General features: G+C 70.2%; 13 protein-coding genes and 1 pseudogene. 8 read left to right on the top strand and 6 right to left on the bottom strand.

Annotation, left to right across the window (positions count from 1 at the left end; translation table 11 throughout):
- Positions 1-123: 123 nt before the first annotated feature.
- Both ACFXK0_RS16790 and ACFXK0_RS16785 read right to left on the bottom strand, forming a co-directional pair.
- Positions 124-1,071 carry a hypothetical protein gene (locus tag ACFXK0_RS16790; protein ID WP_379411208.1) on the bottom strand — a complete coding sequence of 316 codons (948 nt, stop codon included), beginning with the start codon at positions 1,069-1,071 and terminating at the stop codon, positions 124-126.
- Positions 1,072-1,121: 50 nt separating this feature from the next.
- Positions 1,122-1,808, bottom strand: a complete 687-nt coding sequence (locus tag ACFXK0_RS16785) for a TVP38/TMEM64 family protein (protein WP_379411207.1) — start codon at positions 1,806-1,808, stop codon at positions 1,122-1,124.
- A gap of 118 nt (positions 1,809-1,926) precedes the next feature.
- Here ACFXK0_RS16785 and ACFXK0_RS16780 point away from each other — a divergent pair, with 118 nt between their 5' ends.
- The 5 genes from ACFXK0_RS16780 to ACFXK0_RS16760 all read left to right on the top strand — a co-directional run bounded on the left by ACFXK0_RS16780 (position 1,927) and on the right by ACFXK0_RS16760 (position 8,358).
- Complete coding sequence (locus ACFXK0_RS16780; RefSeq protein WP_379411205.1) at positions 1,927-3,798, top strand: methylmalonyl-CoA mutase family protein; 1,872 nt, start codon at positions 1,927-1,929, stop codon at positions 3,796-3,798.
- Positions 3,798-6,062, top strand: a complete 2,265-nt coding sequence (gene scpA, locus ACFXK0_RS16775) for a methylmalonyl-CoA mutase (RefSeq protein WP_379411204.1) — start codon at positions 3,798-3,800, stop codon at positions 6,060-6,062. Before ACFXK0_RS16780 ends, scpA begins: the two co-directional genes overlap by 1 nt.
- A 70-nt stretch (positions 6,063-6,132) precedes the next feature.
- Positions 6,133-7,230 carry a methylmalonyl Co-A mutase-associated GTPase MeaB gene (gene meaB / locus ACFXK0_RS16770; protein WP_379411202.1) on the top strand — a complete coding sequence of 366 codons (1,098 nt, stop codon included), beginning with the start codon at positions 6,133-6,135 and terminating at the stop codon, positions 7,228-7,230.
- A 180-nt stretch (positions 7,231-7,410) separates the two neighbouring features.
- Positions 7,411-7,740, top strand: coding sequence for a hypothetical protein (locus ACFXK0_RS16765; protein ID WP_379411200.1), 330 nt, complete (start codon positions 7,411-7,413; stop codon positions 7,738-7,740).
- Between the two features lie 21 nt (positions 7,741-7,761).
- Positions 7,762-8,358 (top strand): nitroreductase family protein, encoded by a 597-nt coding sequence (locus ACFXK0_RS16760; protein WP_379411198.1) that lies wholly within the window; start codon positions 7,762-7,764, stop codon positions 8,356-8,358.
- Here the strand turns inward: ACFXK0_RS16760 and ACFXK0_RS16755 are convergent, their stop codons facing one another.
- Entirely contained in the window at positions 8,359-9,840 is a 1,482-nt protein-coding gene (locus ACFXK0_RS16755; protein ID WP_379411197.1) for a multicopper oxidase family protein, read from the bottom strand.
- A 171-nt stretch (positions 9,841-10,011) separates the two neighbouring features.
- Between ACFXK0_RS16755 and ACFXK0_RS16750 the strand changes: the two genes are divergently transcribed.
- The 3 genes from ACFXK0_RS16750 to ACFXK0_RS16740 all read left to right on the top strand — a co-directional run bounded on the left by ACFXK0_RS16750 (position 10,012) and on the right by ACFXK0_RS16740 (position 12,987).
- The gene (locus ACFXK0_RS16750; RefSeq protein WP_379411399.1) at positions 10,012-11,157 is read left to right on the top strand and encodes a sensor histidine kinase; all 1,146 of its coding nucleotides are present in this window, start codon (positions 10,012-10,014) and stop codon (positions 11,155-11,157) included.
- Complete coding sequence (locus tag ACFXK0_RS16745) at positions 11,154-11,786, top strand: response regulator (protein WP_379411195.1); 633 nt, start codon at positions 11,154-11,156, stop codon at positions 11,784-11,786. The genes ACFXK0_RS16750 and ACFXK0_RS16745 overlap by 4 nt, the downstream gene beginning before the upstream one ends.
- 154 nt (positions 11,787-11,940) lie before the next feature.
- Entirely contained in the window at positions 11,941-12,987 is a 1,047-nt protein-coding gene (locus ACFXK0_RS16740; RefSeq protein WP_379411194.1) for an alpha/beta hydrolase, read from the top strand.
- Here the strand turns inward: ACFXK0_RS16740 and ACFXK0_RS16735 are convergent, their stop codons facing one another.
- From ACFXK0_RS16735 to ACFXK0_RS16725, 3 genes and pseudogenes are all read right to left on the bottom strand, one after another.
- Positions 12,988-13,869: an amidohydrolase family protein gene (locus ACFXK0_RS16735; RefSeq protein ID WP_379411192.1), complete on the bottom strand. Its 882-nt coding sequence runs from the start codon at positions 13,867-13,869 to the stop codon at positions 12,988-12,990.
- Positions 13,866-14,909, bottom strand: coding sequence for a nucleoside hydrolase (locus ACFXK0_RS16730; RefSeq protein WP_379411191.1), 1,044 nt, complete (start codon positions 14,907-14,909; stop codon positions 13,866-13,868). The genes ACFXK0_RS16735 and ACFXK0_RS16730 overlap by 4 nt, the downstream gene beginning before the upstream one ends.
- A gap of 47 nt (positions 14,910-14,956) precedes the next feature.
- Positions 14,957-15,272: pseudogene (locus ACFXK0_RS16725) on the bottom strand (FAD-binding monooxygenase); the annotation flags it as partial.

Raw genomic sequence — 15,272 nt, 5'->3', positions numbered from 1 at the left:
ACGTGCCTTAGTCAGAATTGAGAGATGTGAAGAAGGTCACCTTCTCTTTGTGATCGATCACCACTCTAACCGCGTGCCCCTGGAGTATTGGGGTTTTTGTTCATCGGCGGCGATCGTCGCGGGTCATGCGGGTGTGGTGGTGCCGTATTCCGCGAGGACGGTGCCGTGGCGGACCACGCCGGACAGGCCGGGGACCTCGCGCGGCGGCGTCCAGGTGCGCAGGCCGTCATAGCTGTCACTCATCAGATAGCGGCCGTCGGTGTAGGAATCCAGGTATACGCGGTATCCGCCGTCGGGCAGACGGACCACCGACTGGCCCTCGACCGGCCCACCCCACCCGGCCCAATCGCCCCGGGCGAGAAAGCCGTAGGGCCCGAGCGGGTGATCGGCGACGGCGAGCTCGACCAGTGTGGTGTCCTCGTTCTTCACGAAGGCCAGCACGCGACCGTCCCGGCGGACGAGGGTGGTGTCGATGAAGCCCAGCGAGCCGGGTCCACTCGGGCCGAGCCCGAGCAGCGGCACCGGCGGCGCCCACCCGGTGAGCCCGGTGTCGAGGGGGATCAGCAGGTGCGGGGTGAAGCCGTGACCCCAGGTGAGCGAGACGATGATGCCCACCCGGCCCGCCGCGTCGGCGTACCACTCCGGCGCCCAGGCGCCCTCGAGCCGGCCCGGCACGCGCATCGGCACATTCGCCAGGAAGGTCCAGTCGATCCGGTCGTGGCTGCGGGCCACGCCGATCGCGGTGGCATCACCGGCGACGGTGTAGGTGAGGTAATAGGCGCCGTCGATGTGCCGCAGCACGCTGGGATCGCGGACCAGGCCGGTCGGCGGGGTGAACGCGCGCTCGCTGACAGCGGTGAACTCGGTGCCGTCGCCCGATTCGTAGACCGCCAGCGTGGTGTCGCTGTCGGCACGGAAACCTGTCATCGTGTACCGCACCGGGACGCCGTCCTGGTCCGGGCCGATGCCGGGCCCGAGCGCGGACTGCGCGCGGGCGGTGCCCGCCGCCGCCAGCAGCGGCAGCCCGGCCAGCAGGGTGAGCACCGACCTGCGCCCCACGGTCATCGCCATGACCGGGAATTATCCGGCCGCCGCACCGATCGACCGCGCAGGCGCGCCGGTCAGCGGCTGACGGCCACCGGCTCGGTCCCCGGCCCGGCCGGATCGGTGTCCACCGGCAGCCGCGCGTCCACGATCAGCCCGATCAGTCCCAGCGACAGGCAGATCGCCGACACCGTCACTGCCACCGGGTGGGTGTCGCCGGCAAGCGACCCCGCCAGCACCACGGTCGCTATGGTGCCCGGCGCGGAACCCACCACGGTCGCGACCAGATACGGTGCGACCCGCACCGACGACAGCCCGCAGCAGTAGTTGACCACCGAGAACGGCGCCAGCGCGATCATCCGCAGCGCCGCCACCGCGAGCCAGCCGCGCCGGGCCAGCCGCGCATCGATCGCCCGCACCGCGGGATGGGTCAGATGCGCGGCGACGCGCTCACGGCCGAGCACCCGGACCCCGAGCAACGCGATCGTGGCGCTGACCGCGGTCGCCGCCAGCGCGAGCAGCGAACCCAGCACCGGGCCGAACAGCACGCCGCTGGTCACCGTGAGCACGGTGCGCGGCACCGGCGCCACCGCGACGACGGAATAGAAGAGGAAGAACAGCACCGGCAGCAGCGGCCCGGCACCGCCCGCCCACTCCCGGATCTGCTGCGGCCCCGGCAGCGGGACGAGGATCGCCACCATGAACAGCACGGCGACCCCGGCCAGGGCTGTGAGCAGGCGCGGGGAGCGGATCAGTCGGGACACCCGGGTAAGCGTACCGGCCGGTAGGGGAAGGCCGGAGCGAGCGGACACAGTGTCACAGTTAGCATCGAGAGCGAACTGGACAGATCCTGGTTCGCCGAAGGAAGAGAGAGCAGCAGCTATGCCGATTGGTTCAGAGTCCGGGGCGGGGCTCGCACCGGATCCGGTGCCCGAGTACCCCGCATGGCGCAAAGGTGTGGCCGGTGTCCTGGCCAAGGCGCGGCGGGTCGAGGCCGCCGAACTTCCCGCGGAACCCGAGCATCTGCTCGACGAGACCACCTACGACGGGCTCACCATCGCCCCGCTCTACACCCGCCGCGACGAGCTGCCCGAGCAGCCGCTGCCCGGCGCGTTCCCGTTCGTGCGCGGTGGCAGCGCCACCCGTGACCCGCAGCGCGGCTGGTTCGTCAACGCCTTCGCCGGCTCCGCCGACGCCGCCGCGACCAACCGCACCATCCTGTTCAACCTGGAGAACGGTGTCAGCGCGCTGTCGCTGGGCGTCGGCGACTACGGCGTCGCCCCCGCCGAGATCGCCACCGCGCTCACCGGTGTGCTCTTCGAGCTCGCCCCGCTGACCCTGGTCGCCGGCGCCGAGGTCGAGGCCGCCGCCGGGCAGGTGTTCACCGTCCTGGACGGGTACACCGTCGAGGACCGGTCGCAGATCCAGGTCGCGCTGGGCGCCGCGCCGCTCACCAGCGCGTTCTCCGGCGCCGCCGATATCGATGCCGAGCGGGCCGTCGCCCTGGCCGTGCGCGCGATCGCCCGGCCGGAGACGGTGCGCGCGATCACCGTGGACGGCATCGCCTTCCACAACGCCGGTGCCGCCGACGCCCAGGAACTCGGCGCGTCCGTCGCCGCCGGGCTGGCCTACCTGCGCGCCATGACCGCCGCTGGTGTCGACATCGCCGACGCGTTCGGTCAGCTCGAGTTCCGCGCCGCGGCCACCGACGACCAGTTCGCCACCATCGTGAAATTCCGCGCCGCCCGCCGCCTCTGGGCCCGGGTCGCGCAGGTGTGCGGTGCGCCCGCCTTCGGCGCCGCCCCGCAGCACGCGATCACCTCCGCGGCCATGATGACCCAGCGCGACCCCTGGGTGAACCTGCTGCGCACCACCCTGGCCGCCTTCGGCGCCGGTGTCGGCGGGGCCGACTCGGTGACGGTGCTGCCCTTCGACTCCGCGCTGCCCGCGGGCGAGCTCGGTGTGTCCGCGTCGTTCTCCGAGCGCATGGCCCGCAATATCCAGCTGCTGCTGCTCGAGGAATCGCGCCTGGGTCACGTGCAGGACCCCGCCGCGGGCTCCTGGTACGTCGACGCGCTGACCGACGAACTCGCCGCCAAGGCGTGGGAGTTCATGCAGGAGATCGAGGCGGCCGGTGGCTACCAGGCCGCGCTGGCCTCCGGCCTGCTCGCCGAGCGGATCGCCGCGACCGCCGCCACCCGGGCTGCTGATGTCGCGCACCGCAAGACCGCGGTCACCGGCGTCAACGAGTTCCCGAACCTGGCCGAGACCCCGCTCTCGGAGCAGGCGCGCACCGAGGTCACCGTCGCGCGCTACGGTGCCGCGTTCGAGACGCTGCGCAACCGCTCCGACGCCTACCTCGCCGCCACCGGCGCGCGCCCGAAGGCGCTGATCGTGCCGCTCGGCCCGGTCGCCGAACACAATGCGCGCACCATCTTCACCGCCAACGTGCTCGCCTCCGGCGGCATCGAGTCGGTCAACCCGGGTCCGCTCACCGTCGACGGCATCGCCGCCGCCGCAGCCGATTCCGGCGCGCGCCTGGCGGTGCTGTGCGGCGCGGACAAGCGCTACGGCGAACAGGCGGGCGCCGCGGTGGACGCGCTGCGCGCCGCCGGAATCGACACCGTGCTGCTGGCAGGCCCGGAGAAGTCGGTCGAGAACTACAGCGGTACACAGCGTCCCGACGGGTACCTGACCCTGCGCATCGACGCGGTCGCGGTCTTGTCGCAGCTGCTGGAGAAGGTGGGAGCCTGATGACCACATCCGATATCGAGCACATCGTCGGCAGTTTCGCCGAGGTGCCACTCACCGAGCACGCGCCCGCGGCCGCCGCGGTGGACGACGCGCAGGTGAAGGAGTTCGTGGCCGAGGCCGCCGCGGCCAACCACACCACCGCCGACCAGCTCACCTGGGCCACCCCCGAGGGCATCGACGTGCCGCCGGTGTTCACCAAGGCCGACCGCGATGCCGTTGTCGCGCAGGGTTATCCGCTGGACACGGTGCCCGGTGTGGCGCCGTTCCTGCGCGGTCCCTACCCGACCATGTACGTCAACCAGCCGTGGACCATTCGTCAGTACGCGGGCTTCTCCACCGCCGCCGACTCCAACGCCTTCTACCGCCGCAACCTGCAGGCCGGTCAGAAGGGCCTGTCGGTCGCCTTCGACCTCGCCACCCACCGTGGCTACGACTCCGATCACCCGCGCGTGCAGGGTGACGTCGGTATGGCCGGTGTCGCGATCGACTCGATCCTGGACATGCGCCAGCTCTTCGACCAGATCCCCCTGGATCAGGTGTCGGTGTCGATGACCATGAACGGTGCGGTGCTGCCGATCCTGGCGCTCTACGTCGTCGCCGCCGAAGAGCAGGGCGTGACCTCCGAGCAGCTGGCCGGAACCATTCAGAACGACATTCTGAAAGAGTTCATGGTCCGCAACACCTACATCTACCCGCCCAAGCCCTCGATGCGGATCATCTCCGACATCTTCGCCTTCACCAGCGCCAAGATGCCGAAGTTCAACTCGATCTCCATCTCCGGCTACCACATCCAGGAAGCCGGTGCCACGGCCGACCTGGAGCTGGCCTACACCCTCGCCGACGGTGTGGAGTACATCCGGGCCGGTATCGCCGCCGGCATGGACGTCGACAAGTTCGCCCCGCGCCTGTCGTTCTTCTGGGCCATCGGCATGAACTTCTTCATGGAGGTCGCCAAGCTGCGTGCCGGCCGCCTGCTGTGGAGCGAGCTGGTCTCCAAGTTCGAGCCCAAGAGCGCGAAATCGCTGTCGCTGCGCACCCATTCGCAGACGTCGGGCTGGTCGCTCACCGCCCAGGACGCCTACAACAATGTGGCGCGCACCTGCATCGAGGCGATGGCAGCGACCCAGGGCCACACCCAGTCGCTGCACACCAACGCCCTCGACGAGGCACTGGCGCTGCCCACGGACTTCTCCGCGCGCATCGCCCGCAACACCCAGCTGCTCATCCAGCAGGAGTCCAACACCACCCGCCCGATCGACCCGTGGGGTGGCTCCTACTACGTGGAGTGGCTCACCCACCAGCTCGCCGAACGCGCCCGCGCGCACATCGCCGAGGTGGAGGCGCACGGCGGGATGGCACAGGCGATCTCGGAAGGCATTCCGAAGCTGCGCATCGAAGAGGCCGCCGCCCGCACCCAGGCGCGCATCGACACCGGCCAGCAGCCGGTGATCGGCGTCAACAAGTACCAGGTCGAAGAGGACCACGAGGTCGAGGTCCTCAAGGTCGAGAACTCGCGGGTGCGCGCCGAGCAGATCGAGAAGCTGGAACGTCTGCGCGCCGAACGCGATTCGGCCGCCGTCGAGGCCGCCCTGGCCAACCTGACCCGCGCCGCCGCCACCACCGAGGGCGGCATGGAGAACAACCTCCTGGCGCTGGCCATCGAGGCCGCCCGCGCCAAGGCCACCGTCGGTGAGATCTCCGACGCACTGGAGAAGGTCTACGGCCGCCATCAGGCCGAGATCCGTACGCTCTCCGGTGTGTACCGTGACGAAGCAGGCAAGGCCTCCAATATCGGCGCGGCCATCGAGCTGGTCGAGGAGTTCGCCGAGGCCGAGGGCCGCCGCCCGCGCATCCTGGTCGCCAAGATGGGCCAGGACGGCCACGACCGCGGCCAGAAGGTGATCGCCACCGCCTTCGCCGACCTCGGCATGGACGTCGACGTGGGCCCGCTGTTCCAGACCCCCGAAGAGGTGGCGCGCCAGGCCGCCGACAACGACGTGCACATCGTCGGTGTCTCCTCGCTGGCCGCGGGTCACCTCACGCTGGTGCCTGCCCTGCGGCAGGCACTGGCCGATGTCGGGCGCCCCGACATCATGGTCATCGTCGGCGGCGTCATCCCGCCGGGTGATTTCGACGAACTGTACGAGGCGGGCGCGGCGGCGATCTTCCCGCCCGGTACCGTCATCGCCGACGCGGCCATCGATCTGCTGAAGAAGCTGGGCGCCTCGCTCGGCCACGAAATCGGCGGTGGAACCCAGGCATGATCGGTCAGCGCCCGGAGGCGGCGGCCGGCGTCACCACGGAGGGCGCCCGAGCATGCCGTCGGACCACAGCATGAGCGACGCCGCACAGGTTACCGGGGGTGCCGGCGCGCATCCCCGGCTCGGCACCACCGCGGGAGTCGGGGCGCCGCGCAACGAGGGTCGCGCGGTCGCCCGCGCACCGCGGACCATCGATGTCGCCGCGCTCGCCGACGGTATCCGGGCGGGGGAGCGGGCCGCGCTCGCGCGGGCCATCACGCTGGTCGAGTCCACCCGCGCCGATCATCGCGAGCTCGCGCAGCGGCTGCTGCTCGCGCCCGGGGCCGAACCGGGCACGGTGGTCTCGAACCGGGTCGGCATCACCGGGGTGCCCGGTGTCGGCAAGTCGACATTCATCGACGCGCTGGGCATGTACCTGCTCGGCAAGGGGCACCGGGTGGCGGTGCTCGCGGTCGACCCGTCCTCGACCCGCACCGGCGGCTCCATCCTCGGCGACAAGACCCGCATGGCCCGGCTCTCGCTGGAAGCCGATGCCTTCATCCGGCCCTCGCCGACCGCGGGCACCCTCGGCGGCGTCGCCAAGGCCACCCGCGAGACCATCGTGCTGCTGGAAGCGGCCGGGTACGACGTGATCCTGGTGGAGACCGTCGGCGTCGGCCAATCCGAGGTGACCGTCGCCAACATGGTCGACGTGTTCTGCTTCCTGACCCTCGCCCGCACCGGTGACCAGTTGCAGGGCATCAAGAAGGGCGTGCTGGAGCTGGCCGAGCTGGTCGCGGTCAACAAGGCCGACGGCAAGCACGAGATGGAAGCCAAGAGCGCCGCGCGCGAACTCCAGGGCGCGCTGCGCCTGATCCACCCGCACGACGCGCTCTGGCGTCCGCCGGTGCTCACCATGAGCGGCCTGGAAGGCCATGGCCTGGACAAGTTCTGGGACACCGTCCTCGAACACCGCCGCGTCCTCACCGACGCGGGTGAGTTCGCCGAGAAGCGCCGTCGTCAGCAGGTCGACTGGACCTGGACGATGGTGCACGATCAGATCCTGCGCCGGCTCGCCGACAATCCCGCCGTGAAGGACGTCCGCGCCGAGATCGAATCCGCCGTCCGCGCGGGCACCCTCACCCCCGCGCTGGCCGCCGAACGAATCCTGGGCGCCTTCGACGGTCAGTAGCGATCACTGCGGATTCGCTGTCTTCGCTCGGCTTCGGGGTGATCGTCCGCCGGTCCGTGCTGTTCACGCAGCGAGGGCGGCATGATAGCCGGGTCCGATTCGATTTGCCAGCTGTTGTCTGCGGCGATTTTCGTGGACCGTGGAGGGTGGAAGCGAAAGCCTGGGCCCGAGGAGGCACTGATGGCGATCTTCCGTACGGGTCGAACGATCGGCAGCGATCGCACCCCCGAGCACGCCACGCTCGGCGACGACGGCCACTGGCGCCTCACCTGGCTCCCGGAACGGCCCCTGACCTGCGATCAGGCCGTCGCGGGCCTGCGACTGGACGAGATCATCAGCGACCCCGCCCTGGTCGACGACCGCATGGCCATCGCCGAAGCCACCAGCTGTGCCGACCGCATCGGCATCATTCTCGAACAGGCGGTGATCCGGCTCTGGAAGAGCACCCTCGGCATCGTGGCCCTGTGTGCCGTCGTCCTGACGCGAACGGGCCTGAAGCCGGCGGTCTGAGCGGTGTAATACGCTGCGGCCATGGAGTTCTCGGAAGTCCTTCGCCGCCGCCGGATGGTTCGGCACTACACCGTCCAGCCACTCGAGGACGCCGTTGTCGAGCGGATCGTCGCCAGCGCGCTGCGAGCCCCGTCGGCCGGATTCACCCAGGGATGGGCGTTTCTGGTGCTGACCGAGCCGGCCGAACGGCAGCGATTCTGGGAGTTCGTGCCCGCGCGGGTCGAGCGGACGCCGTCGATGCCGGACGCGCCGCTGGTGATCGTGCCGATGGCGCACAAGAAGGCCTACCTGGAACGATATGCCGAGCCGGACAAGGGCTGGACCGACCGCGACGAAAACCGCTGGCCCGCACCGTATTGGCACATCGACACCGGGATGGCGGCGCTCGCGGTGCTGCTGACCGCCGTGGACGAGGGGCTGGGCGCGTGCTTCTTCGGGATCATGCCCGAGCAGCTCGACGGGTTCCGGGCGGAGTTCGGGATACCGGCCGAGTTCGCGCCGATCGGCGCGATCACGGTCGGGTATCCGGCTCCCGGTCAGCCGCCGGCGCGGTTCGAGCATCGGCGGCGGCCACTCGGCGATGTCGTGCATCGGGGCTTCTGGGGCAACCGTTGGTGATCAGCCGTGGCCCATCCCGGACATGTCCATGACCATCGGGGCGGGCCGCTGGCCGGGGGCCAGCACCAGGAACTGGCCCATCATGCCCTGATCCTCGTGGTGGAGCAGGTGGCAGTGGTACATGTACGGGAAGGTCGCGTCGGTGTGGTCGGTGAACCGCATCGCGAGGGTGTAGGTGACACCGGGCGTGGTGTAGACGGTGTCCTTCCAGCCGGACAGTGCTGGGGGAGGCGGGTTTCCGTCGACGGCGACGATCTGGAACCGGACATCGTGGATGTGGAAGTTGTGCGGCCAGTTGTCCTTGTTGCGCACGGTCCACACCTCGGTGGAGTCGACGGGGATGGTCATGTCGATGCGGTTCATGTCCATGCGCTGGTTGTTGATCATGAACCACTGCAGGTCGAAGGAGCGGGTCGGTGTCGCGGTCGGCGCGACGAGTGGGCTCAGCGGGACCAGCGCGGCGGGCAGTGCCGGTGACGGGCGCAGCGTCGCCGCGGCGCGCACCGTGAGGATGTCGAAGGTGTCGTCGAAACCGAACTCGGCGGCCCGGTCGATGCCCGCGCGTTCGGTGATCGGCAGCGACCGTAACGAGACGTTCTCGCCCGGGATCAGTGTGACCACGATCTCGGCGCGCTCCCCGGGGCTGAGCTGAATACTGGTGAGCGACACCGGTTTCGGCAGCAGGCCACCGTCGGTGCCGACCAGTGCGAAGTCCCGGTGGTCGCCGAAAGCGAAGCGGTACAGCCGCCCCGACGACCCGTTGAGAATCCGCAACCGGACCCGCTCGGTGGTGACGGCGAGATGGGCGTCGGTGATGCCGTTGGTGACGATCGTGTCGCCGAGCAGCCCGACATCGGTGGTATCGGATTCGTCGATACCACCGTCGGCGGTGAACCGGCGATCCTGGACGACCAGCGGAATATCGTCCACACCATAGTCTTTCGGGAGATCGAGGGCGTCGGCGGCCTCGTCGTCGACCAGGAAGAACCCGGAGAGCCCGCGCTGCACATGCTTCTCGGTGGCGCCGTGCGGATGCGGGTGATACCAGAGCGTCGCCGCGGGCTGGTCCACCGTCCACTGCGGGGACCAGGTCGCACCGGGCGCGATCATCTGATGCGGCCCACCGTCGAACCGCGCCGGGACGTGCATGCCGTGCCAGTGCACCGAGGTCGGCTCCGGGAGCGCGTTGGTGACGGTGAACGCGACCTGCTCCCCGCGCCGGGCACGCACCGTCGGCCCGAGGACGGCACCGTTGTACCCCCAGGTCGGGGTCTGTTTTCCGGCCACCATCTCGGTGCTGCCCGGCTGCGCGCGCAGCGTGAAACGGCGGACACCGTCGGCGCCGACAGCGGGCACGGCCAGCGGTGGGATGGGCAGCGGCCGCGTCCCCGGACCGGGTGCGCCGGCGCGGACCGAACAGCCCGCCGCGTACACCACCGGCGCCAGCGCCAGTCCGGTGAGAAATCCTCGTCGCGAGACCACCTGTGCTCCTTCTGTCGGGGGAACTTCCAGCCTCGACCAGCCGGGATTCCCGCGACTCCGCCGCGCGGCCCGGCGTCCGCGCCAGAATCCGCCCGCCCGTCCCTTGCGGACGCGCCGACCACGTGCTACTCGCACGGTGCGGGTCGTTCGGTCACCTACCGTGGGTGCGTGATCGACATCAGGACCCACCGCGACCTGCGGCCACTGCTGCGCTGGCTACCGCTCGCGCTGATCCCGGTTCTGCTGCTGGCCAGCACCTACCCCGGCCAGTACCGGGTCCCGCCGCACTACTGGGCGCTGGCGCTGGCGGCGGGTGTGGTGTTCCTGGCGGGGGCGCGATGGCCGCTGGCCACCTCGATCACGTTGTCGGTGCTGGCCGTGCCGATGCTGCGCACCCCGGCCTGGGGCGTGTCGGGGCTGGTGCCCTACCTCGGTGCGATCGCCCTGGTCGACGTCGTCGCCCGCACCCACCGGCGCTCGACCGTGTGGGTGGCCACGGCAGGCTGGGCGGCCGCGGTCGTGCTCGGCCGGGTAGGCCTGCACGACACCTCCATCGGTCGCGCCTCGACAGTCGTGGAAGCCGCGGCCTACGTCGGCCTGCCGCTGCTGCTCGGACTGTATCTGCGTGGCCAGCGCGACCTGGCCGAGAACCTGCGGCTGCGCGCCGCCGACGCCGAAGCCCGCACCCGCATCGACGAGCGCGCTGCCCTGGCCCGCGAACTGCACGATGTGGTCGCCCATCACATCGCCTCGATCATCCTGCGCCTCTCGGTCGCCGGACATGTCGTGCGCGACGCCGATCCCCGCGTGGTGGCCGTCCTCGACGACGTCCGCGGCACCGCCGCCGACGCGCTCGCCGACATCCGCCGGCTGCTCACCGCCCTGCGCGATCCCACCCTGGGCGCGGTCGCCCTGGTCGACGCGGAGTCGGTCGACACCGAGATCGCCGCGGCGCTCACCCGGGCGCGCGCCGCCGGATTCACCCTCGACGCCGAGATCGCCACCGACCTCGGCAGCCTCGACGCGATCAGCAGGCTCACTCTGCTGCGCCTCGTTCAGGAATCGCTCACCAATGTCATGAAACACGCGGATCGCACGGTGCCGGTGGACGTCCGGATCGCCCGCCGCGACGCCGGCATCGCCGTCGATGTCGTCAGCGGTGGGCACGGCGCGGCCGCCTCACCGGGGCACGGCATCGTCGGCATGCGCGAACGCACGGCGCTGGCCGGTGGCACGGTCACCGTCGGCGCCGACGGCTCGCGCTGGGTCGTCCACGCGTGGCTACCGGATCGTCCACGGAGAGAGGAACTGTCATGATCACGGTGCTGCTGGCCGACGATCAGCGCCTGGTCCGCGCCGGCCTGCGCATGCTCATCGAGGACACCACCGACCTCGCCGTCGTCGGCGAAGCGGCCGACGGGGTGCAGGCCGTGCGGCTGCACGCCGAGCTCGCCCCCGACCTGGTCGTGATGGACCTGCGGATGCCCGGTCTCGACGGTGTCGCGGCCACCCGCCAGATCCTCGCGGCCTCACCACGCGCGAAAGTGCTGGTGCTGACCACCTTCGACGACGACGAACACCTGTTCCCCGCGCTGGCGGCCGGGGCGGCGGGCTATTTCGTCAAGGACACCGAACCCACCGTGCTGCTCGACGCGATCCGCCGCACGGTGGACGGCGACCTGCTGTTCTCACCCGCCCTGCTGCGCCGCCTGATCGACCGCGCGCTCGCCACCCCCGAATCGCCTACGGCCCCTCCGGATCTGACCACGCGGGAACGCGAGGTACTGCGGCTGGTCGGCGAAGGACACGGCAACCAGGCCATCGCCGAGACACTGCACCTGGGCGTGAGCACGGTCAAGACCCACATCGCCAACCTGCTCGAGAAGACCGGGACCGACAATCGGATACGTCTGGCCGTCTACGCCTCCAAGGTCACCGATCGCTGATCACCCGCCACCACCGAAAGATTGTGACCGGAAACAAAACTCGTCGCCTTGGTGACGGATCGGTGTAAAACAGGTAACGGTGATGTGATCTGAACCGATACTGTGATCGGCCGCACTGGGCGGTCGGTTTTCAGTGTGTGTGGAGGTTCGATCGATGAGGTGCCGCAGCGCGGTGTCGGTGGTGGCGGCGGTGTTCGTGGCGATGGGTTCGACGGTGGTCGGCTCGAATGCGGCGTTCGCCGAAGGTCCGGGATCCGGTATCGCGGTGTCGAATCGGGCCATCGCCATCGACGGCTCCCGCGCCGAGATCATCTCGATCTCCGGCAGGCAGGTGACGGTACGCATCCACTCGGCCGCGATGGGCCGCGATGTCTCGGTGAAGGTGCAGCGGCCCGCCGACACCTCGGTGCCGCGCCCGGCGCTGTACCTGGTGAACGGCGCGGGCGGCGGCGAGGACACCGCCACCTGGGAACGCAACACCGACGTGGTGGATTTCCTGGCCGGCAAGCCCGTCAATGTGGTGATGCCGATCGGCGGCGCCTGGAGCTACTACACCGACTGGCGGGAACCCGATCCCACGCTCGGCGTGAACAAATGGCGCACCTTCTTCCTCGACGAACTGCCCGCGCTCATCGATGCCATGTTCGCCACCACCGGCCGCAACGCGATCGCCGCGAACTCGATGTCGGTCACCTCGGTGCTGCAGCTGGCCATCGCCGAGCCCGGCCTGTTCCGCGCGGTCGCCGCCTACAGCGGCTGCGCCCAGATCAGCGACCCGGTCGGCAGGCAGTTCGTGAACCTCGTCGTCGGCACCGGCGGCGGCGACGCCTCGAACATGTACGGCCCGCCCGGCGATCCCGCCTGGGCCGCCAATGATCCGCTGGTCCATGCCGAGGGCCTGCGCGGCACCAAGCTCTACATCTCCAACGGCAACGGCCTGCCCGGGGAATACGACAAGCCCGGCGACCCGCACCTGATCTCCTGGGGCCCGATCGGCCTGGCCAACCAGGTCGTGGTCGGCGGCATCATCGAGGCGGCGACCGGCTGGTGCACCAAGAACCTGCAGGACCGCCTCGACGAACTCGACATTCCGGCCACCTTCGACGTGGACACCCAGGGCACCCATTCGTGGGGCTACTGGCAGAACGCGTTCAAGCGATCCTGGCCGGTGCTCGCCGAGGGGATGGAGATCCCCGCCTGATCAGCCGAGCTCGAAGAGCCGGACCGCGTTGTCGTGGCAGACCTTGCGCAGCCAGTCGTCACCCAGGTCGAGGCGTTCCAGCGCGGTGATCGCCTCGGCGTACGGGTAGGGGATGTTGGGGAAGTCGCTGCCGAACAGGATGCGGTCGGCGAAGCGGCGCAGGCGGTCGCGTTCGGCGGGTGGGAAGGGCGCGCCGCCTTCGCTGAAGTCGGTCCACACCATCGTGGTGTCGAGGTAGATATCGGGGTACTGCTCGGCCAGATCGAGGAATTCGGTGTATTCGGGAGTGCCCATGTGCGCGATGATCAGGCGCAGGGCCGGATACCGGCGCAGGAGTTCGGCGATGGGCGCGGGGCCGGTGAATTCGCCCGGGGCGGGACCGGACCCGCAGTGGATGACGATCGGTGTGCGGGACTCGGCCAGGATCGCCCAGACCGGATCGAGCAGCGGGTCCAGCGGCGAGAACGCGCCGACCTGGATGTGCACCTTGAAGACCCGCGCACCACGGTCGAGCGCGGCGCGGACGTAGGTGGGTGCCGTCGGCTCGGGGTAGCAGGTGGCGGTGTGCAGACAGTCGGGCGTGCGGGCGGCGAACTCGGCGGTCCAGTCGTTGAGCCAGGCCGCCATGTCGGGCTTGTGCGGGTAGACCAGCGAGGTGAAAGCGCGAACACCGAACTCGCGCAGCGTCTTCAACCGGACCTGTTCGTCGTCGCGGTAGGTGATCGGCCACGGCTGCCCGGTCAGCGGGCCCGCCGCGTCGAAGTAGGCCCACACCTTGCGCATGACCTGGTCGGGCATGAAATGGGTGTGGACGTCGACGAGGGCGGGCAGGTCGAGGCGACGGCGGAATTCGGCCAGGTAGGTGGCGGTGTCGACGGTCATGCGGGGAGCTCCTGGGACAGGCGGCGGGCCAGCGCGCCGACGCGGGTGACGAGACGGTCGAAGAAGACAGCGGGATCGGTGCCGATCACGATGTCGGCGTTGGGTTCCCGGCCCCACATGCCCGCCCAGTCGGCCACCGTGGTCGCCCGGGTGAGCGTGCCGGTGAGCTCGACGTCGACGGTGGCGGGCCGGGTCAGGGCCAGGGCCGGATCCAGAGCGACGGCGGCGGCGAACGGGTCGTGCATGTGCGCGAGGTAGCCGAGGTCGTACTGATGGTGGAAGTCGAAGTAGAAGCGCACCGCGTCGGTGAGGTAGCGGATGATCGGATCGCTTGCCGCCGACCGCCATTCGGGGGGATCACCGGCGCCGACCGTTTCGCTGGGCGTGCTGCCCGCGGCCTGTCCGAGGGCGATCAGGTGCTCGGGCCGCATCTCGATCGTCTCGGTGATGTCGAGCGCGCAGACCAGCGGCCTGCGGTGCGGTGGCGCCGCCGAGAACGCGTCGAACACCTCCTCGGCGGCTTCGGGGTCGACGTGGATGTTCCACTCGTTGGTCGGTGTCGTATTGCCTGGATGGTTGAACGCGCCGCCCATGATCACCAGCCGGTCGAGCAGCCGGGGGAGTTCGGGTTCCAGGCGCAGTGCCAGCGCGAGATTGGTGAGCGGCCCGGTGCACAGTCCGGTCACCTCGCCGGGGTGCGCGCGCACCAGCTCGACCCACAGTTGGGCCGCTGACCGCTCGGACAGGGTGCGTGGTGACGGCGGGAGTTCCGCGTAGCCGAGGCCCTGCGGGCCGTGCGTGTCCTCGGTGGTGCGCAGTGGGATCGCCAGGGGTTCGGCCGCGCCGAGGGCGACCTCGATCGGCGGCGCCTGCGCCAGATCGAGCACGGCGAGGGTGTTCGCCGCGACCTGGGCCGCGGGCACATTGCCCGCGGTCGCGGCGATACCCAGGATCTCGGCCTCGGGTGAGGCGAGCAGATACAGCACGGCCAGGGAGTCGTCGATGCCGGTGTCGACGTCGAGGATGATCTTCCGGTGCACGCACCGAGGGTAACCGGGGGCGGATCGGCCGCCCCGTGCCCGGTGGATCAGTAGGTCGGCAGGGCGAACTCCGCGGTCTGGCCGAAGTAGATCTTCTTGGTCAGCGGGCGCAGCGGCCGCGACATCATGACCCGCACGTTCACCTTCGCCAGCGCCGCCATGATCCGGGTGTTCGGCAGCATGATCTTGATGCTGCCGCCCGGGATCTCCTTGGCCTTGTCGGTGAACGGGGTGATCGCGTCCTGGTAGCGCTGCTGGGCGCCGGCGAGATCGCCGGGGGGGGGGGGGGTGTCGCCCCGCCCCGGGTTGGCGCCGCCCAAAGGCCACGGGGGGGCCCAGGCCGGCAACCGGGAGCCCCAGGAG

Origin of the sequence: Nocardia sp. NPDC059177 (assembly GCF_042755165.1) — a bacterium.
GTDB lineage: Bacteria > Actinomycetota > Actinomycetes > Mycobacteriales > Mycobacteriaceae > Nocardia.
Note: the sequence above shows the minus strand (reverse complement) of the source record. Positions and strands in the feature narration are given on the sequence as shown.